20 protein-coding genes and 1 other annotated feature are annotated in these 20,643 nt (G+C 53.3%); of the genes, 17 read left to right on the top strand and 3 right to left on the bottom strand.

Annotation, left to right across the window (positions count from 1 at the left end; translation table 11 throughout):
- The first annotated feature begins 23 nt into the window (after positions 1–23).
- Entirely contained in the window at positions 24–689 is a 666-nt protein-coding gene (locus tag ACFVSO_RS13325; protein ID WP_387474186.1) for an HAD family hydrolase, read from the top strand.
- Between the two features lie 49 nt (positions 690–738).
- Here the strand turns inward: ACFVSO_RS13325 and ACFVSO_RS13320 are convergent, their stop codons facing one another.
- A complete protein-coding gene (locus ACFVSO_RS13320; RefSeq protein WP_387474184.1) occupies positions 739–2,331 on the bottom strand; it encodes a DEAD/DEAH box helicase in 1,593 nt (530 codons plus the stop codon).
- A 119-nt stretch (positions 2,332–2,450) separates the two neighbouring features.
- Between ACFVSO_RS13320 and ACFVSO_RS13315 the strand changes: the two genes are divergently transcribed.
- The 6 genes from ACFVSO_RS13315 (at position 2,451) to leuS (ending at position 7,805) form a co-directional block, all read left to right on the top strand.
- Entirely contained in the window at positions 2,451–2,651 is a 201-nt protein-coding gene (locus ACFVSO_RS13315) for a YwbE family protein (RefSeq protein ID WP_387474182.1), read from the top strand.
- Between the two features lie 53 nt (positions 2,652–2,704).
- Positions 2,705–3,049, top strand: coding sequence for a hypothetical protein (locus ACFVSO_RS13310; RefSeq protein ID WP_387474180.1), 345 nt, complete (start codon positions 2,705–2,707; stop codon positions 3,047–3,049).
- A complete protein-coding gene (locus tag ACFVSO_RS13305; protein WP_387474178.1) occupies positions 3,039–3,794 on the top strand; it encodes a GNAT family N-acetyltransferase in 756 nt (251 codons plus the stop codon). The genes ACFVSO_RS13310 and ACFVSO_RS13305 overlap by 11 nt, the downstream gene beginning before the upstream one ends.
- A 3-nt stretch (positions 3,795–3,797) precedes the next feature.
- Entirely contained in the window at positions 3,798–4,232 is a 435-nt protein-coding gene (locus tag ACFVSO_RS13300) for a hypothetical protein (RefSeq protein ID WP_387474176.1), read from the top strand.
- A 350-nt stretch (positions 4,233–4,582) separates the two neighbouring features.
- Entirely contained in the window at positions 4,583–4,987 is a 405-nt protein-coding gene (locus ACFVSO_RS13295; RefSeq protein ID WP_387474174.1) for a hypothetical protein, read from the top strand.
- 84 nt (positions 4,988–5,071) lie between these two features.
- Positions 5,072–5,308, top strand: a binding site (T-box leader).
- 58 nt (positions 5,309–5,366) lie between these two features.
- Positions 5,367–7,805, top strand: a complete 2,439-nt coding sequence (leuS, locus tag ACFVSO_RS13290) for a leucine--tRNA ligase (protein WP_387474172.1) — start codon at positions 5,367–5,369, stop codon at positions 7,803–7,805.
- Between the two features lie 52 nt (positions 7,806–7,857).
- On the opposite strand, the gene comER is transcribed toward leuS, so the two are convergent.
- Positions 7,858–8,697 (bottom strand): late competence protein ComER, encoded by an 840-nt coding sequence (comER, locus tag ACFVSO_RS13285; protein WP_387474170.1) that lies wholly within the window; start codon positions 8,695–8,697, stop codon positions 7,858–7,860.
- A 112-nt stretch (positions 8,698–8,809) separates the two neighbouring features.
- On the opposite strand from comER, the gene ACFVSO_RS13280 reads away from it, so the two are divergent.
- The 7 genes from ACFVSO_RS13280 (at position 8,810) to holA (ending at position 17,165) form a co-directional block, all read left to right on the top strand.
- Positions 8,810–9,394: a ComEA family DNA-binding protein gene (locus ACFVSO_RS13280; protein WP_387474168.1), complete on the top strand. Its 585-nt coding sequence runs from the start codon at positions 8,810–8,812 to the stop codon at positions 9,392–9,394.
- A gap of 70 nt (positions 9,395–9,464) precedes the next feature.
- The gene (locus tag ACFVSO_RS13275; RefSeq protein ID WP_387474166.1) at positions 9,465–10,760 is read left to right on the top strand and encodes a homocysteine synthase; all 1,296 of its coding nucleotides are present in this window, start codon (positions 9,465–9,467) and stop codon (positions 10,758–10,760) included.
- A gap of 121 nt (positions 10,761–10,881) precedes the next feature.
- Positions 10,882–11,412, top strand: coding sequence for a deoxycytidylate deaminase (locus ACFVSO_RS13270; RefSeq protein WP_387474164.1), 531 nt, complete (start codon positions 10,882–10,884; stop codon positions 11,410–11,412).
- 133 nt (positions 11,413–11,545) lie between these two features.
- The gene (locus ACFVSO_RS13265; RefSeq protein WP_387474162.1) at positions 11,546–14,173 is read left to right on the top strand and encodes a ComEC/Rec2 family competence protein; all 2,628 of its coding nucleotides are present in this window, start codon (positions 11,546–11,548) and stop codon (positions 14,171–14,173) included.
- A gap of 213 nt (positions 14,174–14,386) precedes the next feature.
- The gene (locus ACFVSO_RS13260; RefSeq protein ID WP_116045041.1) at positions 14,387–14,935 is read left to right on the top strand and encodes an RNA polymerase sigma factor; all 549 of its coding nucleotides are present in this window, start codon (positions 14,387–14,389) and stop codon (positions 14,933–14,935) included.
- Entirely contained in the window at positions 14,932–15,921 is a 990-nt protein-coding gene (locus tag ACFVSO_RS13255; protein WP_387474159.1) for an anti-sigma factor family protein, read from the top strand. Before ACFVSO_RS13260 ends, ACFVSO_RS13255 begins: the two co-directional genes overlap by 4 nt.
- 209 nt (positions 15,922–16,130) lie before the next feature.
- Entirely contained in the window at positions 16,131–17,165 is a 1,035-nt protein-coding gene (gene holA, locus ACFVSO_RS13250; RefSeq protein WP_387474157.1) for a DNA polymerase III subunit delta, read from the top strand.
- A 133-nt stretch (positions 17,166–17,298) separates the two neighbouring features.
- Here holA and rpsT read toward each other — a convergent pair whose 3' ends face one another.
- A complete protein-coding gene (gene rpsT / locus ACFVSO_RS13245) occupies positions 17,299–17,571 on the bottom strand; it encodes a 30S ribosomal protein S20 (protein WP_387474155.1) in 273 nt (90 codons plus the stop codon).
- A 267-nt stretch (positions 17,572–17,838) separates the two neighbouring features.
- Between rpsT and gpr the strand changes: the two genes are divergently transcribed.
- The 3 genes from gpr to ACFVSO_RS13230 all read left to right on the top strand — a co-directional run bounded on the left by gpr (position 17,839) and on the right by ACFVSO_RS13230 (position 20,622).
- On the top strand, positions 17,839–18,780 hold the full coding sequence (gene gpr / locus ACFVSO_RS13240) for a GPR endopeptidase (RefSeq protein WP_387474284.1): 942 nt from the start codon (positions 17,839–17,841) through the stop codon (positions 18,778–18,780).
- A gap of 228 nt (positions 18,781–19,008) precedes the next feature.
- Positions 19,009–20,229, top strand: a complete 1,221-nt coding sequence (gene spoIIP / locus ACFVSO_RS13235; RefSeq protein ID WP_387474153.1) for a stage II sporulation protein P — start codon at positions 19,009–19,011, stop codon at positions 20,227–20,229.
- A gap of 6 nt (positions 20,230–20,235) precedes the next feature.
- Positions 20,236–20,622, top strand: coding sequence for a hypothetical protein (locus tag ACFVSO_RS13230; protein WP_387474151.1), 387 nt, complete (start codon positions 20,236–20,238; stop codon positions 20,620–20,622).
- Positions 20,623–20,643: the final 21 nt, after the last annotated feature.

Here is a 20,643-nt window from a genome sequence, read left to right as displayed (position 1 = left end):
GAGACCAAGTCAGGGGGCCTTTGATGGGGGCTGTTTCGTGCATTTTGTTCGATTTGGACGGTACGCTGCAAGATAGCGAGAAGCTTGCGACGGAAGCGCAACGGTTCGGTTTCCGCTCTGTCCTGGAGCGGGAAGCGACTGAGGAAGAGCTGAGTCAGCTGAAAGGCAAGCCAGTCGCAAAAGTAATCGGCATTCTGTTCCCGGAGTATGGCACTCAGATCTTCGAACATGCGGTTCGCTATTACGATGCCAATTGCACGACTATCACGTTATACAGGGGCGTGCGGGATATGCTGGAGTCGCTGTCGGATGCAGGGTATCCGATGGGGATCGTTTCATCCAAAAGGAAGGCCTATGTCCTGAGAGAGCTGGAGGCGAACGGTCTGCTTTCGTTTTTTGACTGCATAGTAGGTCAAGAGGATACCGGTGAGCATAAGCCGAAGCCAGCCCCTTTGCTGCTGGCCGCAGAGAAGATGGGTGTTCCCGTGGAAACTTGCCTCTACATAGGCGATCAGGTTAGCGATATTCTGGCGGCTTCAACTGCTGGTATGGCAAGCTGCGCTGCACTGTGGGGAGAGGGCGAGCGCAAGCTGCTTGAGCAAGCCCAGCCCGATTATGTGTTCGAGACGCCGGAAGAGCTTGTCTCGCATTTGCTGAGCGCGAACGACCTGCTGAATTCAGCAGGTTAACCTCATTACAAGAAACCCAGTCCGATGATCATCGGACTGGGTTTTTGAATTATCGTTTGCCGCGGCCGCCGGAGCGACTGCTAGAACGACCACTGCTATTTGGCTTGCCTTGCCCGCCTTGTTGTCCGAAGCTGCGTCCGCCGGAGCGCCCGCCGGCTTGCTGGCCTCTTGGGCTCTTCCCGCTAGTTGGCGCAGAACGCTTGGACCCGCGTTCAGAGGAACGTCCGCCTTCCCGGCGATTCCCCCCCTCACGCTGTTTGCTGCGCGTGCTTCCCGAATCGTCTGCTGTCGTCCACGGGTTGCCGTCGGCTTGAGCCGCTGCCGGTTTGCCGCCTCGCGGATTCGGTTTCACGGAGCCGCGACGGCCTTCACGTTGTCCGTTCTGTTCGCTTCCGCGTCTGTCCCGGTCGCTTCCCCGTCCGCCGCTTCGGCTTGACGGTCGGCCGGAGTCTTTGCTTCTGCCTTCTCTGTTTCGGCTGTTCTTGTCACTGCTTCGCTCCGTTCGGCGAACAGACGACAATTCGCCTTCTTGGTCAATCGCGCGATGTTCAAGGCGGGCATTGATACTCTTCTCAATCGCCGCTAATTTGGAAACGTCATAAGGCGTAGCGAGTGTGACAGCCATCCCATTGTGTCCGGCGCGGCCGGTTCTGCCGATTCGGTGAATATAGCTTTCGCCGTCAAGCGGCATGTCGTAATTGTAGACATGCGTCACGCCTTCGACGTCAAGGCCGCGCGCAGCGACGTCCGTCGCAACAAGCACTTGCAGACGCGCATCACGGAATCGCTTCATGACTTGCTCGCGCTTCGCTTGCGTCAAATCGCCGTGAAGCTCGTCCGATACGATGCCTACATCTTGCAACGCTTCGTTCAGCTTCTTGGCGCGAATCTTGGTTCTGCAGAAGATAACGGCCAAATAAGGGCGATGCTGCTCCAGCAGATGGATTAGCGCACGTTGCTTCCCGCGGTCGGTTGTATCCACGACAAGCTGCTTGATGCTGTCAAGCGTAATGTTGGCGCTGCGAATCTGTACATCCTCGGGCGCATTCATATATTCGGAAGCGAGTCTGCGAATCGCGTCCGGCATCGTAGCGGAGAACAGCATTGTCTGGCGGGCTCTCGGTGTCTGCGTAATGATGCTCTCTACCTCGGGAAGGAATCCCATATGCAGCATCTGATCCGCTTCGTCCAGCACCAGCATCGACAGCTTGCCCAGACTGACAGTACCGCGAGTCATATGGTCAATCAGACGACCAGGTGTCGCGACCACAATATGGGGAGCGCGCTGGAGCTTGCGAATTTGGGCATCAACATCTTGTCCGCCGTAAGCAGCCAGGACATTGGCGCCGATGGCCGGGGCCAGCTTCTTCATCTCGGCCGTAATTTGAATAGCCAATTCCCGTGTCGGAGTTAGAATTAGCGCTTGAACCTGCTCTTTATTTACGTTGATCCGCTCCAGAATGGGCAAGGCGAAGGCCAGTGTCTTGCCTGTGCCTGTCTGAGCTTGCGCGATCACATCTTTGCCGTTCATAAGCAGCGGTATAGTCTGCCGCTGTACAGGGGTCGGCTCGCTGATGCCAGCCTGTTTCAATAAGTCGTTCAGCTCCCGGGATACGCCGAGTGCTTGGAATGCGTTAGCCATGCGATAAGTTCCTCATTTCATGTCATATGATGCTAAGTATAACAGTTGCGGGGAACATGTGCATCTTCCAAATGCATATGCTATGCTTATAGCCATCATCAACGAAGAGGAATGAGAACATGCAGACATCAGGAACCAACCGCTCTATGATCAAGCCGGGACTGGAAGTACATATTGTGCTGAAACAAGATCAGCGGACCGGAAAGCTGACCAGAGGCGTTGTGAAAGACATCTTGACCAATTCTCCGCAGCATCCGCACGGCATTAAAGTAAGGCTTCAGGACGGAGCAGTCGGCCGCGTTAAGGTGATTTTGTCGTAATTCAATGGGTTTAAAGATCATGGGCTTAGCGGCAGGCAAGGAGGAGCGGCTTTATGGCATTCGGCATTACCCGCGACGAGATGAAAGCATGGAAGGCGAGCGTATCGCGGGGGGAGATCGCCTTTTTGACTCATTATTGGCTGGACGACCGCTTTCCTGACGTACGAACCGTTACGAAAGTAGGCTGCTGGGATCTGGACAAGCTGGCCGATTGGTGCAGGGAGAACGGTTTGAACCCAAGGTATATACATAAGCGGGCGGAATACCCTCACTTTGATCTGTTAGGGTATAAGCAGGCCGAGATCCTGACGAAAGAGAAACGGTACGACCAGTTGGAGCGATTCCGCATCCCCCCCTGCGAAGCGAGCAAGAGGGGAGAAGGAGATATTGGAAGATAGAGAACGGAGTGACAAACGGATAGAGGAAATGAGCCTGAACGGCTGGCCGGCCCTGAAGACGGTTCTGTACGATGGCTGGCTGCTTCGCTTTGCCGACGGCTACACCAAGCGATCCAACTCCGTTCAGCCCATCTATGGATACAGCGGCAATCTGGATGAGCAAATCAACCGTTGCGAAGAGCTGTACCGAGCTCAAGGTCAGCCGACTGTTTTTAAAATAACGCCCTTTGCAGAGCCAGCGCATTTGGACGCGAGACTGGAGGAGCTTGGGTATGAACGGATTGATCAAACGCAGGTCAAAACGGCTTCAATCATTGATCTACCTGTACCCAGACAGGGGGATGGATTTCACTGCTGGCCGGAATTGACGGATGAATGGCTGGATGCCATTGCTCGTTTCCAGGGTCTCAGCGACAGCCAAAAGGAAACGACACGGCGCATGCTGGCCGGACATCCCTTGCGAAGGGCTTTTGGTCTGTACAAACGTGGAGAGGTTCCGGTTGCAGCGGGATTAGTCGTGCTGGAGGACGGATACGCCGGATTATACGATATCGTAACGGACGCCACCGAGCGCGGGCGCGGTTATGGCGAGCGGCTGACTCGTGGTTTGCTGGGATGGGCGAGGGGACAGGGCGTCAGGATGTCCTATCTGCTTGTGGTGAAAAATAATACGGCAGCGAATCGACTATATGACAAGCTGGGATTCATGACGCGATATGACTATTGGTACCGTGTAAAGAAATAAAGCATGCTTAACTGCAATAGTCAGTCAGGTGAGCGCAAGCGCATCAGCACGGTTGGACCGATTATTGACCAAATCCGTCTGTCGATCCTCAATACTGGCAGGCAAAAGAGCGAGCCAACGGGGGCTCGTCATGCTCACCTCCAGTCTGTTTATCATGGGGTATCTTATTTTGCTTTTGGGCAATCAATCCTGGGTGTTCCTCAGTATGGCGGAGGTTTTGGTCTTGGGTTAATGTTATTTGCGCTGTGCGCAAGCACTACGGAACAAGCCGCGGAGCTGTGTCCGGTATGGCGCAAGCAGTTGGATATCTGCTGGCTGCAAGCGGTCCCCTATTATTCAGCCTTATCCATGATTGGACTGGGAGCTGGAATGTGCCGCTCTTGCTTATTATCGGTATCTCGGTTGTATACGGCTTGCTGGATTATCGGCAGGGGCTGATCGCAAGGTCTGATGAAGACAGTCGAGATGAGATCGAAATGAGATTGCATGTTGAGGTTCCCTTTGGGGGACCTTTTTTATATGGACTAAGAAGGGGTGGATGGACAGCAGTTCAGATTGAAAAAATGAGACATGGTATGCAACCTGCAGGAGGTTGGACGCGTTAGAAAGATAGAAGTAGATGGAGATTCATGGAAAGCAGTCGCTAGTCATGAAGTTCGCAGATGAACGCCGGGAAGCATTCCGTGTAGTAGCCTATTGGATCATGAAGGCAGTGGCGGATGAAGAAGACGAATGAATATACTGACAGGTATCTTGATGCAAGCATTCGGTGTAAAGGAGCTATGAGTATGACACGTACCATTATCATATTAGCCGGAGCAGTATCGATTGCAGCAGGTTTGGCTTACATTGGAACGTCTTGGCTTGCCGCTGACTTTCTGGGATCAGAAGCGGGTTCGGAACGAGAGACTGTCCGGTTCTGGAGTATGTGCTCCATCGTCATCGGGGTCTTACTGCTGGGATTGATGGCTGCTCGCCGCTGGATGAAGGAAGGACTCAATGACGGCTTGCTTATTGTGGCACTTGCGGCGATTTTCCTTATTCAGATACCACCGTTCGGATTGTGGATGCTGGGCTTTATTGCGAGCGGTTATACGGCCATCTTAGGAATACTTATGCACGGTGCGCTTATGGCCATGGCATGCTTGACGTTTGTCTCAAACAGAAGGAGCTTGGCCAGAGAGACCGCTTGATATCGAATTTTGAGCTGCAAGACCGATGTAGCTTGACATGCAAGAGCGGGGACTTATATAATCGGTAGTAATTGTTTGACTTATATCATGGCGTTGAAGAGGAACAGTACAGGCGTTGCATTGGCTTAGAGAGCCGGCGGTTGGTGGAAGCCGGACCATGTGCGCAGGGAAGCTCGCCTCGGAGCCGAACGGGCAACCTTCAGGAAGCTGAAGGCAAGTCGTTCCGAATCGTCCGCGTTAGGGACGTCAAGTGAGCTAGGGCAGGGCATGCCTGATGCTAACTAGGGTGGTACCACGGGAGAATATCCTCTCGTCCCTAGCGTTAATCCGCTGGGGGCGGGAGGTTTTTATGTTTTAAGACGATTAGGAGGAAGTACGAATGACTCAGGAACAGCAACGACACGGCTACAATCCGCTTGTGATTGAGCCGAAATGGCAGCAATTCTGGGACGCGAACAAGTCGTTCCAAACAAAGGAAGAACCAGGGAAGCCGAAGTTCTATGCTCTGGATATGTTCCCGTATCCTTCGGGAGCAGGTCTTCATGTAGGCCATCCGGAAGGTTATACAGCTACCGATATCGTATCGCGCTATAAGCGAATGAAGGGGTACAATGTGCTTCATCCGATGGGGTGGGACGCATTCGGCCTGCCGGCTGAGCAGCATGCTCTGGACACTGGCCAGCATCCTAGAGATATTACGTTCAAAAATATTGACAATTTCCGCCGTCAGATCAAATCGCTGGGCTTCTCCTACGATTGGGATCGCGAATTCAGCACGACGGACCCGGATTATTATAAATGGACGCAATGGATTTTTATCCAGCTGTACAAGCGCGGTCTGGCCTATGTAGCAGAAGTGCCTGTCAACTGGTGTCCAGCGCTTGGCACTGTACTTGCGAATGAAGAAGTGATTGATGGTAAGAGCGAGCGTGGCGGTCATCCCGTGGTCCGCAAGCCGATGCGTCAATGGATTCTGAAAATTACTGAATACGCAGATCGTTTGCTGGACGATCTGGAAGAGCTGGATTGGTCCGAGAGCATTAAGGATATGCAGCGCAACTGGATCGGCAAGTCGACGGGCGCGGAAGTAACGTTCGACATTGACGGGCATGAGGGCTCGCTGGTTGTCTTTACGACACGCCCGGACACGCTGTTCGGCGCAACTTATTGCGTGCTGGCGCCAGAGCATGAGCTGGTTGCCGCGATTACAACAGCCCTGCAGAAAGCGGCGGTAGAGGCTTATCAGGAAGCGGCAGCCCGCAAGAGCGATCTGGAGCGTACGGATCTGGCGAAGAACAAGACGGGCGTCTTCACGGGTGCGTATGCGATTAATCCGGTCAACGGCGCTAAGACGCCAATCTGGATTGCCGATTATGTGCTTGCGGGTTATGGTACGGGCGCCATTATGGCGGTTCCGGGCCACGATGCGAGAGACTGGGAGTTCGCGAAGCAATTCGATCTGCCGATTATCGAGGTAGTGGCAGGCGGAGACATAACCGAGGAAGCCTATGCAGGTGACGGTGCGCATGTGAACTCTGATTTCCTGAACGGACTGAATAACGAAGAAGCGATCAAAGCGATCATCGGACGTCTCGAAGAGACGGGCAAGGGCAAGGCGAAGGTAACCTATCGCTTGCGCGACTGGCTGTTCAGCCGCCAGCGCTACTGGGGAGAGCCGATTCCGATCCTCCATCTGGAAGACGGCACAATGAAGCCGGTACCGGAAGATCAATTGCCGCTGCTGCTGCCAGATGTGGATGCAATCAAGCCTTCCGGCACGGGAGAGTCACCGCTGGCGAACGTGACCGAATGGGTCAACACCGTTGATCCGGAGACAGGCATGAAGGCTCGCCGGGAGACGAATACGATGCCTCAATGGGCAGGAAGCTGCTGGTATTATCTGCGCTTCATCGATCCGAAGAATGACAAGGAGATTTGCTCGCCGGAGAAGCAGAAGGAATGGCTGCCGGTAGACTTGTACATCGGCGGCGCAGAGCATGCCGTGCTGCATCTTCTGTACGCGCGCTTCTGGCATAAGGTGCTGTACGATCTGGGCGTCGTTCATACGAAGGAGCCGTTCCAGAAGCTGGTGAACCAAGGCATGATTCTCGGCATGAACAATGAGAAGATGTCCAAGTCGCGCGGCAATGTCATCAATCCGGACGATATCGTAAACGAGTTCGGCGCGGATACCCTGCGGATGTACGAGATGTTCATGGGGCCGCTCGAAGCAACGAAGCCTTGGAATACGAATGGCGTGGAAGGCACCTACCGCTTCCTGGCTCGTGTATGGCGCCTGTTCGTGAATGAAGACGGAACAATCAGCTCCAAGATTGGCGACGGCGAGACGACCGATGTATTCAAGCGCACATGGCATCGTTCCATTAAAAAAATTACGGATGATTACGAGAACCTGCGCTTCAATACCGTAATCAGCCAACTGATGATCTTTGTGAACGAAGCGTATAAGACAGACGTGCTGCCTCGCGAAGCGATGGCGCAGTTCGTGCAGATGCTGTCTCCAATCGCACCGCATATCGCGGAAGAGCTGTGGGAGAAGCTTGGTCAGGAAGGAACGATCAGCTATGCGGCTTGGCCAACCTATGAGGAAGCATGGACGGTCGATCAGGAAGTGGAGATCGTTGTACAAGTGAACGGCAAAATCGTAGAACGTATATCGATTGCCGCGGATACGAACGAAGCAGACATGGAGTCGCTTGCGAAGGGTCTGGAGAAAGTGCAGGAGCTGATCGCAGGCAAGACGGTTCGCAAGGTAGTCGCAGTCAAAGGCAAGCTAGTTAATATTGTAGCCAACTAATCGAATCAAACTCGCAACCCAAAGAGGTGAGCGGGCTTTAGCTGAAGAACAGCTATTGTCCGTTCACCTCTTCGCCGTAAAATGCGGTAGAAACCTTTACGAGATCTTCATTGAATTTGGCATGCGTCGTCCGAATAAGGCTGTTGAAGATGCCATCCGTCTCCCTCCGCAGCAGATGGAGCGCCTTCGCTGTGATGCCGCCGGGGACTGCGACGCGTTCCTGAATTTCTTCCGGGGTCATGCGCCCTTCGGTCAGCAGCAGCCCGGTGCCGAGCAGCATATTGCCCGCAACCTGCAGGGCAACGCTGCGTGGAATGCCCGTCTCCTCTACGGCGGCATCGATAAATTGCTGCAGCAAAAAGGCCATGAATGCCGGACCGCAGCTGGACAGGTCGGAGACAATGCGCGTGTAATCCTCTTCGATGCGCAGCGGTTCACTAATATGGGAGAACAACGACTCCAGACGCTTTTTATCCTTTTCGCCCATGGTTTCGCCGTAGATGCATAGAGAGGCTCCGCTCCACACCAAATTGGTAATGCTTGGGATGATCTTAGCTACTTTACAGTCCAGCTCTCCCTCTAGATGGGAGACGAGAACCGGGCTGGTAATGGACACGATGATCTGTTCGGGCCGGATGAGCGGCTTGATGTCTTGGACGACATGGATGAATTCATGCGGCTTGACGCACAGGAAGACAATGTCGCTGCCGCGAGCCGTCTCCGCGTTCGTATATTCGGCTCTGATGCCGGGATACCGGTCCGCTATCGCCTGCGCTTTGGCATACGTGCGATTGCTGATGGCGATCTCTGCGGGCGCCAGGGCCCCGGAAGCGACAAACGCTTCAATTAGCAACGTTCCCATCGAGCCCGTTCCGATAAATCCTACATTCATACTAAGCCCTCCTATACCGATTACGCGTAATGTATGTTCTTGTATTCTATTCCGCAAGACTTGTTCCTTATGTCATCAATTACCATATTAATTGCCGAAAGGAGAAATTGCGATGTCGATTAGAATGATGGGACGGGAAGCAAGACGGATGAACAGGCTTGTGGCGGCTGCCTGCGTGGCGGGGGCTTTGCTGCTTATCGCGGCAGGCTTGATGGACGGCGCGCCAAAGTCTGAAGGAGAGTGGGTGTCACTTAATGAAGCGGTTCAGGTCACCCTCGATACCTTGAACGGGAACGGCAATCCAGGAGATTCAGCGGATTCATCCGTACATATAGAGCAGTCGCAGAAGCAGCCAGAAGGAGAAGGAGAAGGAGAAGGAGAAGGAGAAGGAGTAGGAGCGGTCAGTCTGGAAGTCGGGGCGAAGGAGCCGGATCATCAGGTATCCGAGATGGCGCCGTCCCAAGGGCCAGTACCTGTCATGACGAGCAGGGATGAGATTGGCAGGCTGGATTTGAACCGCGCGTCGGCGGGAGAACTGGTGGAACTGAAGGGGATTGGACCGTCCAAGGCGCAGGCGATTACAGAGGATCGGGAACGGAACGGAACGTTTGCAAGCGTAGATGATCTGATCCGCGTAAAGGGGATTGGGGAGAAGCTTTTGGCCGGGATCAAAGAAAGCGTTGTCGCCCGTCCATGAATGTGAGAGAATGGAAACGATACAGTCATATTTTACTAGATTTCGAAAACAATCGAGGAGGATTTTAAAGATGACAGAGGAAAGAAAATTCTCGCTAGAAACGCTATCCGTCCACGGAGGCCAAACCATCGACCCTACGACGCTATCACGCGCCGTACCGATCTACCAGACGACTTCGTACGGATTCAAAGATACGGATCATGCGGCTAACCTGTTCTCGCTGCAGGAATTCGGCAATATCTATACCCGCATCATGAACCCTACATCCGATGTGCTCGAGAAACGCGTAGCGGAGCTGGAAGGAGCGCCTGCAGCACTTGCGGTAGCTTCCGGCCAAGCGGCTATTACCTACGCCATTCTGAATATTGCGGGTTCCGGTGATGAGATTGTATCAGCAACCAGCCTGTACGGCGGTACCTACAACCTGTTCTCTACCACGCTGCCGAAGCTGGGCATTACGGTGAAATTCGTTGATCCGTCGAATCCGGAGAACTTCCGCAACGCTATCACGGACAAGACCAAAGCTGTATTCGCAGAAACCATCGGCAATCCGAAGGGCGATGTTATCGATCTGGAAGCTGTAGCCGCTATTGCTCATGAGAATGGCGTGCCTTTCATCGTCGACAACACATTCCCAAGCCCTTACCTGTGCCGTCCGATTGAGCACGGCGCAGATATCGTCGTTCATTCGGCAACCAAATTCATCGGCGGTCACGGCACTTCCATTGGCGGTGTCATCGTTGATGGCGGCAAATTTGACTGGAAGGCGAGCGGCAGATTCCCTGGACTTACGGAGCCTGACCCAAGCTATCATGGCGTAGTCTACACGGATGCGGTAGGACCTATCGCTTATATTATCAAAGCACGCGTTCAGTTACTGCGTGACATGGGGGCGGCATTGTCGCCATTCAACTCCTTCTTGCTGCTGCAAGGTTTGGAGACCCTGCACTTGCGCATGGAGCGCCATAGCTCGAACGCGCTTGCGGTTGCCGAGTTTTTGGAAGCGCATGAAGCGGTGGAATGGGTCAATTACCCTGGCCTGAAGAGCCATGCGTCGTATGAGCTGGCCCAAAAATATTTGCCGGATGGAAGCGGCGCAATCCTGACCTTCAGCATTAAAGGCGGCGTGGAAGCGGGCAAAAAGCTGATCAACGCTGTTAAGCTGTTCTCGCACTTGGCGAACGTGGGCGATTCCAAGTCTCTCATTATCCATCCTGCAAGCACGACTCATCAGCAGCTGTCGGCTGATGAGCAAGTGGCAGCCGGTGTGGCTCCAGGCATGGTTCGTCTGTCGGTCGGCACGGAAGGCATTCGCGATATCTTGGGAGATCTGGAGCAGGCGATTGCGGCAAGCCAACAAGGGTAATACCGCTTGGGACTGGCATCGGTGCTGACTTAGGATTACAATAGAATCACTAGAAAAGAACGAAGCGGGCATGTCCGTATCATCTGAGAATACGATAACAGCCAGAGACGGGGAGGAAACGATGACCTCAGCAACAAATGATGCCATCCGCAAGGATTGGGACACTTATTTCATGGATATCGCTTATATGGTATCGACGCGTTCGCGTTGTCCGCGCAGGCATGTCGGAGCGGTGCTTGTGCAAGGAAAGAAGCTGCTCGGAACGGCGTACAACGGAGCCCCGATGGGCGCGCATGATTGTTTGGAAGCAGGCTGTATGATCTCGGAAGAGGTCGAGGTGAACGTGGTGAACGGAGCCGAGCAGGTCGTGCGCAAGCAGCGCTGCATTCGTACCATTCATGCAGAGCAGAATTTGCTGCTCTTCACGGACAGGGCGGATCGCGAAGGCTCTGTCGTCTATGTCACCGACCAGCCGTGCTGGACATGTGCCAATATGCTGGCGAACAGCGGTGTAGAAGAAATCGTCTATCATCGCGGTTATCCGAAGGATAGTGAAAAGGTGTATGCGTTAATGGCTCAGCAGGGCATCGCGTTCCGGCAGGTGGAGAATTATACGCCGCCAGCCCAAGCAGGAATGGAAGTAACGCAATAAGCGGTACGACGGATGCAGCTTAGCTGCAAGCCTTCATAGGAAGATGTATCGTGAGGAGGAACCTCCAATCGCATGAAGTCATGCGGCTGGAGGTTCTTTTTTTTATTTTCGGCGCAGGGGGGTTCGTGAAGGGATGGCTATGAATAGAAGGCCGCTTGTATGGTTTTCTTTAACTTTTGTGCTTGGCAGCTGCGCAGCTGCCGGACTCGGCTGGCGCGGCACGCTGTATGCGGGAGGGGCGGCGTTCCTGCTGGCGGTTGCCGCTGTACTTGGCAGGCAGGCGAGCAAAGGGCTGGCGATCATTTGTCTACTCGGATTTTGTGTGGCTGCTGGCGAGCGGCTGTGGGCGGATTCACGCAATGTGACGGAGCTGCAGGAGCTGCTGGCGGTTGCTGAGTCGGATGGACCAAGAGCAGCCTACAGCGTCCGCGTAAGCGGCACAATCATTTCTGCGGTTGAGGTGGATGGAGACCGTGCGCAATTCCGCTTGGAGGCTGCGGCCATCCAAGTGGCAGATGAAGAGCCGCTCGTTATGCGCGGCGAGCGGCTTATGGTTCAGCTCCAGCTCGCAGCGCAGCCGGAGCAAGCGATCGCCGCGGCTTGGCAGCGCGGCGATCAAGTGCGCATCGACGGCGAGCTGTCGCAGCCGGCGACGGCAACCAATAGCGGCGGCTTCGACTATCGCCGCTATCTCAGCAGCCAGGGCATCCACTGGCTGCTGAAGAGCAAAGGCGCAGCCGCCCTCGCCGTAGAGGCTCCAGCGGCCGAAGCCCTCTCCGCGGCCGCCATATATGGCCGCGTCGACGCCGCGCGCGCTTGGCTGGGCGCGCGGCTGGACTTCCTGTATCCGGCAGAGCAAGCCGGTTACATGAAGGGGCTCGTCCTCGGCATCCGCGAGGACCTCGACCCCGAGCAATTCAATCAATTCGCGCGGCTCGGCTTGACGCATATATTGGCAATATCGGGCCTGCATGTCGGCGTGTTCATGTACGCCTTGACTAGCATACTCAAGATGCTGCGTCAGCCGCGCGAGCGCATCTTGCTCATCTTGATGACGGCCGTCCCCTTCTATGTGCTGCTGACGGGAGCGTCGCCTTCGGTGCTGAGAGCGGGACTAATGGCTATGCTTGGCCTTGTTGCTGCCCGGATGGGCAAGCTGAAGGACGGCTTGCATTTGATCGCGGCGGCAGCAGTCGTCCTGCTGCTCTTCAATCCGTATTTTCTCAATGATGTCAGCTTCCAGCTGTCCTTTATCGTTACCTTGGGCCTCATTATCGGAGTGCCGCCATTCAGGCGCGCCCTGCCGAGATGGCGGCGGGGAGGCTGGGTATTGGATCTGATTGCGGTCACGGTGGTCGCCCAATTGGTATCCTTCCCGGTTACCATCTATTACTTTAACCAGTTCAATCTGCTGTCTCTGCTGGCGAACTTTGTGCTTGTTCCATTCATTAGCATGGTCGTGATGCCGGCAGGGGCGGCTGCGCTAGTATTGTCGATGCTATGGCCCTGGGGCGCCAAGTTAATCGCGAATGTATCCGTCATTGCCAACGATGGATCATTTGCCATTATTGAATGGCTGGCCGATCAAGCCCTATTCAGGCAGGTATGGGGAACACCGCCTTTATGGTGGGTGGTAGTCTGGTTATTGCTGATGGGAGTGGCTTTTCGAAGGCTGGGCAGAGGGGATGCGAGCGTGGAGCAAGGGCGACTTTCGGCAGCGGATCCGGAACACAGTGAGGAGACGGCCCCTATACAGGTGGAGGAAACTAAGCATTTCGGAGGTGTAAAATCTCATCTTAGTGACTCTACAATTATGAAAACACACAACCGTCTCAGCGTGTATAAGCCGCTGATCATTCATGCGTTTGTTGCGATGCTGCTCCTTGTCTATGCTTATATGCCCGATGCGTTCGACCGGACGGCGACAGTCAGCTTTCTGGACGTTGGACAGGGAGATGCCGCGCTTATTCGTACCGCAAGCGGCAAGCATATTCTCGTCGACGGAGGCGGAGCGCTTTCGTTCCGCAAGCCTGGTGATGAGTGGAGGAATCGCAGCGATCCGTTTGAGGTCGGAAGCAAGGTACTTGTTCCTTTACTAAGAGACCGAGGGGTTCATCGCATTGATTTGTTGATTCTCTCGCATATGGACACGGATCATATAAAAGGGTTGATAGCGGTCATTAAGGAGATTCCCGTCACCCGAATATGGTGGAACGGCACTCTGAGATCATCGGAAGATTCAAGCCGGTTAATGGAAGCGGCGCTTCGAGCCGATATTCCGCTGTACGCTCCGATAGCGGGCGAGAGTTGGTCGCTGGACAAAGAGACTCGTCTGGACGTATTATGGCCAGCGGAACGCATGTCTGACATTCCCGTAATAAAAGATCAGAATGAACTTAGCCTCGTTGTTGCCATACAGCTTTATGACAGCCGGTTCCTGTTTACAGGCGACATCTCTACCCGGACGGAGAGTGCGATCGTCCGAATGACGAGAGAACGGATTCTTGTACCCGAAGAGCCAATCGATATGATGAAGGTTGCCCATCATGGCAGCCGACATTCCACGGGCAACGAATGGCTGTCATACTGGCGTCCGTCCGGTGCGGTGGCTTCAGTGGGCGCCACCAATACATACGGCCATCCTCATCCAGATGTGCTGGGACGTCTGGAAGCGGCGGGAGTTGTATTATGGAGGACAGATACCGGCGGGGAAGCGAGATTCCGGGTAAGCAGCAAGGGGATATCGGCGTTCCAAAAATGAATAGCTATACGGATATCTATTAATTTGGTATTCTTTAATGTGGAGTTCTCTATTTTATTAAGAGAAGGGGCTCTGATTGCACATTTCCACAAAAAAAGACAAAATGATATAAATCCATGATTTTTATTAAAAAAATAAAAAAATCGTTTTAACGACCTGCAACATTTAACGCAACCCGTCCGTCAGTAAGGTTGCAAGAGAGGAGGATCCTTCGTGGTTGAGCCCGGCCTTATTAAAGCCGCCCAATCGGGAGATCGAGACGCTTTAATTACTCTGTTGCGTGAGATTGAAACCCATGTTTATCGGACAGCCTATTATATATTAAATAACGAGCAAGACGCGATGGATGCATCGCAAGAGGCATTAATCCGCATCTATACGAAGATCGGCTCTTATGAAGAGAAGGCGCAGTTCAAGACATGGATACAGCGCATTGTAACCAACATATGCATTGACAAGTTTAGAAGAAGCAAGCCTACGGTATCTATCGATGAGCATGAGATGGTATTCCGGGAGAAGCAGAACGTGGAGGACGAGGTGCTGTCCGCGTATGCCCTTCAGGATATTCGAAGTGCCATCGACAAGCTCCCGGAGCATCACCGTACGGTTGTCGTGCTTCGCTACTTGCAGGATTTCTCGTATAACGAAATTGCGGATTCGCTTGACCTGCCGCTTAATACGGTAAAGTCTTACTTGTTCAGGGCTAGGCAACAGCTGCAATCTTTACTCCATGATTATCAGAAAGGTGGTGTCCGGGGATGAATTGTCAAGAGGTGATGGAACTCATGCAAAGACAGCTAGATGACGATCTCAGCGACGCCGAACTGGAGGTCTTGATGAACCATACAAGACAATGTCCGGACTGTGCAGCCATGTTCGAGCGGATGAAGCAGTTATCTGCAGATCTCACTGCCTTGCCCAAGGTAACCCCAAGCTACAGCCTCGTGGATGCGATTCTGCCCGAGCTGGAGAAGCTTGATTGTCTTGTCGCCAGCGCTCCGTCTCTCGCAGAACCGGCATCCGTCACACCAGCGAGAGTCGCTGCTGAGCCGCGCCGCATGCCGCGCAAGAGACGCTGGACCACTTGGAGCGCTATTGGGAGTGTCGTCGCAGCAGGTGTAGTGGCCGGATTTTTTATCTTGAACGATCCTGCTGCGATCAACGACAATGCTGGAGGCAAATTGTCCTATTCGGCGGATATGCCTGCGGATTCGGAGGGAGCAACTGCGAATTTGTTCAGGCAGACAGATACGATATCAGGACAGTCTGAAATTGAATTCAGAGCCAATGAAAAAGAATCGGCACAAGGGCTGGCTGCCGAGGGGGATCACAATCCTGAAGCTGGCGGCGACGTGAGCGTCCGGGGAACGGATGTCACTGTTACCGGAAAAGGCATCGTGGCGGACAAGACGGAAGTTGTCGACCAATCTGGTACTCCAATAGAAGCTCCCGGCGAATCCGACGTTCAGAAGGAAGATCATCCTGGTCTGGGCATTGTCGCTGCCAACGCGTTCCCTTCGCCGGACGGTCGCTATGTAGCACTGCTGGATCAGCATGCCATTTCAATAGTGTCGGCAGATGACAACAAGACGGTAATGCAGACATCCCGCAAGAACGGACAGCATACCGGGATCGTATGGTCCGATGACAGCAGCCAGCTTACGTATGAGGTGCAATTGGATCGGGGAGCTGCTGAGAAATACGTCATTGAGGCTTCGAAATGGAAGGAAAAAAAAGCAACGCATTAATTGGTGGATTCGCGCACATCCGGCCGTGATCTGCCGTATGATAGAGCAAGAATTCAGTCTGCGACGTTACCGTGACGTCGTTAGACCATTCGCTTAGGCAGTGCCATGGAGCTGCCGGCGGGTGTTAATATAAAGACAAAGGGATGGCCAATCGATGGCTCATCCCTTTGTTGCCGTTCATTACATCATTGAAGTGGGGGAGCAAACGCATGGATGTAAAGGAAGCCGTCAAAGAAATCAAGTCCGGCAAGTTCAAGCCGGTTTATGTGCTATACGGCAAGGACCGATACCGGATGGAGCAATTCATTGGAGCTCTGACCAATGCGATGTTCCAAAACGACGAGAGAGAAATGGGCGTCATGAAGTACGATACGTCAGAGACGCCACTGGAGGAAGCCGTTATTGAGGCGGAGTCTCCGCCGTTCTTCCTGGAGCGAAAGCTGGTGCTTGTGCGAGATGCGTCGGTTATGGCAGCCGGAGGCAAGGAAAATGCGAAGCTGGAGCATCGTCCGGAGTCGTTGCTGCGTTATATCGAGTTCCCGCTTGAGACTAGCGTTATCGTTTTTGCCGTATATGCGGATAAGCTTGATGAAAGACGCAAGCTGGTCAAGGCGCTAAAGGACCGCAAAGCGCTGATCGCCTTCCCCGAGCTGGATACGCCGGAGCTGATGCGCTGGATGATACGCAGGGCGTCGGAGCAGCATCGCCAATTGACGGAAGGAGCGGCGGAGCTGCTTCTATCCCGGGTCGGCGTCAATATGGGACAGCTTGCCCAAGAAGTGGACAAGCTCTGTCTGCATGCCGGTGAGGGCGGCGTTATCGAAAGAGAGACAGCCGCTATGCTTACTGCGGCTACGGTGGAAGAGGATGTGTTCGCACTGGTAGATGCCATTGCAGAGCTGCGGATCGGCAAAGCGCTTGAGCTGTACCGCCAGCTGCTTATTCGCCGGGAGGAGCCGATCAAGATCGCGGCCTTAATCGCCAGGCAGCTGCGCATCATGCTGCAGATTAAGGAGCTTGAGCAGCATCATTATTCTCCGCAGCAGATGGCCGGTCAATTGGGCCTGCATCCTTATGCGGTCAAGCTTGCAGCCGAGAAGAGCCGCAAATTCAAAACAGCTACGCTCGGACGCTTGCTGTCATCCTTGGCTGATCTGGATTACGGCATGAAGACAGGGACCATTGACAAGACGTTCGGTCTGGAGATGTACCTGCTGTCCTTAAGCGCGGATAAAGGGGCTTAGGTTCGAGCCCCTCCGAATCTGTAAGGGGAGTGACGTAACCAATCGAGAGGACAGTCAACTAACAGAATGGACATGCAAAAAGGCTTCGCCCTCTAAGAGAAGGCGAAGCCTATTGTTGTCTTGTTGAATGAGCTTACGCTTGAGCGGACAATGCGTTCAGGCGTTTAGCAAGACGGGATTTTTTGCGGGAAGCCGCATTTTTATGGATCAGGCCTTTCGTTACTGCTTTGTCCAATTTTTTCGAAGCTGTGATCAGAGCCGCTTTAGCAGCATCTACATCAGTGCCAGCGATCGCTTGGTCAGCAGTTTTAACGGCCGAACGAAGTGCGGATTTTTGGGATGCGTTCAAAGCGCGACGTTTCTCGCTTGTTTTTACGCGTTTAATCGCGGATTTAATGTTTGGCATGGATTTCACCTCCTACATGGTTCTGTGCAGAACTACAACACAACTTAAAATATATTATCATGCGACTGCCCAAAAAGCAATAGTAACCAATATGCCGAACATGGGGCGGAACAAGGAGTTGCACTATGCAATACAAGTATGAAATTACGCCAGCTGCGAACAATAACGGGAGATTGTACATATGAAGGGAGAATCGTGGCTGTGGAGAAAGATCTTGATTTGCAGAAATTCAATGTAAGAACTGATTTGGCGCTGGAAGCCAAGGAGATGGCAGAGCTTCCGGGTTCCGGACCGATCCCGGGCATTCATTCCGATACGACGGAGGATGACGGCATCACGATTACGACGCTGCATGTGCAGAATGAGCAGGGCTCGCAAGCGATCGGCAAGATGATCGGGCAATACATTACCCTTGAGGTACCAGGATTGCGAGAGGGCGATACCAAGCTGCAAGATCGGGTGGCAACGCAATTTGCCAAGCACTTCGAGACGTTCCTGCAGCGGCTGAATATCTCCAAAGACTCCCGTGTACTAATTGTTGGTCTGGGCAATTGGAATGTAACGCCTGACGCCCTTGGGCCGCTGGTTGTCGAGAATGTGATGGTCACCAGGCATTTCTTCGAATTAATGCCGGATCAGGTTGCGCCAGGCTATCGCTCTGTCAGCGCAGTTGCGCCGGGCGTGCTAGGCATTACTGGCATAGAGTCAAGCGAGATTGTGCAGGGCATTGTCGACCGATCAAAGCCTGATCTGATCATTGCGATTGACGCGCTGGCCTCGAAAGCCATTGAACGCGTCAATACGACCATCCAGATTGCCGACACCGGCATTCATCCCGGCTCGGGCATCGGGAACAAGCGTAAAGGGCTCACCCGTGACATATTAGGCGTGCCTGTCATCGCAATCGGGGTGCCGACTGTCGTCTATGCTTCAACGATTGTAAACAATACGTTCGAAATGATGAAGTCGCATCTGGAGAATCAGAAGGGCGATACGAATCAAATTTTTGGTCTCATGAACCAGATGGACGAGCACGAGCGGCTTCAGCTTGTTCGGGAGGTGCTGAGCCCGATCGGTCACGATCTGCTGGTCACGCCGAAGGAAGTGGATCAATTCATCGAGGATATCGCCAACATTATTGCAAGCGGACTTAACGCATCGCTGCATGATGCTGTGGATACGGATAATGTAGCTGCATACACCCATTAACGTTGTTCGTCCAGGTGTGATATTAGGGTTGTCGGAGCGAAGCGGATGCGAATGAAGCATCCGCTTCGTTTTTTTATGCTGGAATTATAAGGCGGAATCTCCTGTGAAGATTCTATGAACTAGCAGCATAGAAATCTATTGGTTCTATGAATCCTGCTTGTCTCATAGATTGATAGTAGATTAGAGCGGCATAACTATCGCGTCAGCGGATAATAGGAGGTACACAAAATGATGAATCGCAAACCAGAGTGGCTGAATCAAATGGGTGATCACACAAAAATGAAGCATCTGCTTGTCACGGGGAGAGCCTTCTCCTTTTTATCATTGAGCTCCATGATTTTTTTTATTGTGTTAGGTGCAGCGGGTATTCTTCATCAGCAATCGACGAGCTCGCCTATCCATTCGATGAAAGGATTCTCAGCTGCGGTTTCGAGCGGTTTTTTCGGGGATATGATGGAGATGGAGATGCCTGCATTCCATAGCGGCCTGGAATCGGACTCATTCACGAACAGGGAGATCAGCACCTTCCTGATGCGCACGCTGACGAGCATTAATCCGAACGATCCGTCAGGTATTCTTTCTGCGGAGCTGCCCGGTATGCATAATGATTCCTTCCTCATTCGGAGGGGAGTAGGGACCGATACGAACAATGGTCCGCAGGATCATCTTCCTATTATCGATCCTGCAAGCGGCGCTCATGAAGACGACGAACCGCCTCTAGCGACAGAAGGACCTGAGGAAGAGCCTTCGCCAGAACCGGAGCAGTCGCCTGATCCAACGCCGCCGGCTCCATCGGACAAGCCTGATACCGGCAAAAGCAAAGTAGCCTTTATCTACCACACCCATAATCGCGAATCATGGCTGCCGGAGCTGGGGAAGGACACGAAGGACGTCAGCTCCACGACGAAAAACATAACACTGGTAGGAAAGCGGCTGGCAGAGAAGCTGGAGGAGGAAGGCATAGGCGCTCTGCACTCCGATACGGATTATCCTTCAACCGTCAAAGGCTTTAATTATGCTTACAGCTACAAATATTCCAAAAAAACGGTGAAAGAAGCGATGGCCAGCAGCAGCGATCTCAAGCTGTTCTTCGATCTTCACCGGGACTCGCAAAAACGCAAATATACGACAACGGAGATTGAAGGAACAAGCTATGCGCAAGTTTATTTTGTCATCGGTAATAAAAATCCGAATTGGAAAGAAAACGAAGCTTTTGCAACCAAGATTCATAATGCACTCGAGAAAAAGTATCCCGGTATTTCTAGGGGAATATGGGGGAAAACTACGGGTAATGCGGAGTATAACCAATCGTTGGCTCCTGAAAGCGCACTGATCGAAATCGGCGGAATCGAGAATACGCTTGAGGAATGCTACCGGACAGCAGATGCTTTGGCGGAAGTGATCTCATCGATCTATTGGGATGCGGAGAAAGTATCGGGAAAGGAGTAGACGGCCATGAAAGGTAACGCTTGGAAGTGGCTTGCGATCGGAGGCGCGATTGCGTTGCTGGTCATGTTCGGACTTGAGATGTCGAATACGGGGATTGAGCGCATCTACGGCCCGATCGACGGCGAGGAGTATACAGTCGGATCCGGCACGGCTGAATATGTAACGGAGACGGACAAGCGAATTGCTGAGCTGGAGCGGGAGCTTGAAGAAATCCGGCGTATCGCATACGGCAACGGTTATGATGGAGAGGGAACACGCTTGCCGGGCATGCCAAGCGAGAATGGCCAGCCGGCTGTCAACAAGCTTGCCGATTCGACATCCGGTCTGCTGCAATCAGCATCCAGCAAGGGCATTCGCTTTGTTGTGGGTCTGTTCGACGGCTGGATGAACTAAACCTTCATTGCTGACATTCCT

It is taken from the genome of Paenibacillus sp. NPDC057967, assembly GCF_042887015.1.
Taxonomy (GTDB): domain Bacteria; phylum Bacillota; class Bacilli; order Paenibacillales; family Paenibacillaceae; genus Pristimantibacillus.
This window is presented reverse-complemented; position numbering and strand designations above follow the sequence as displayed.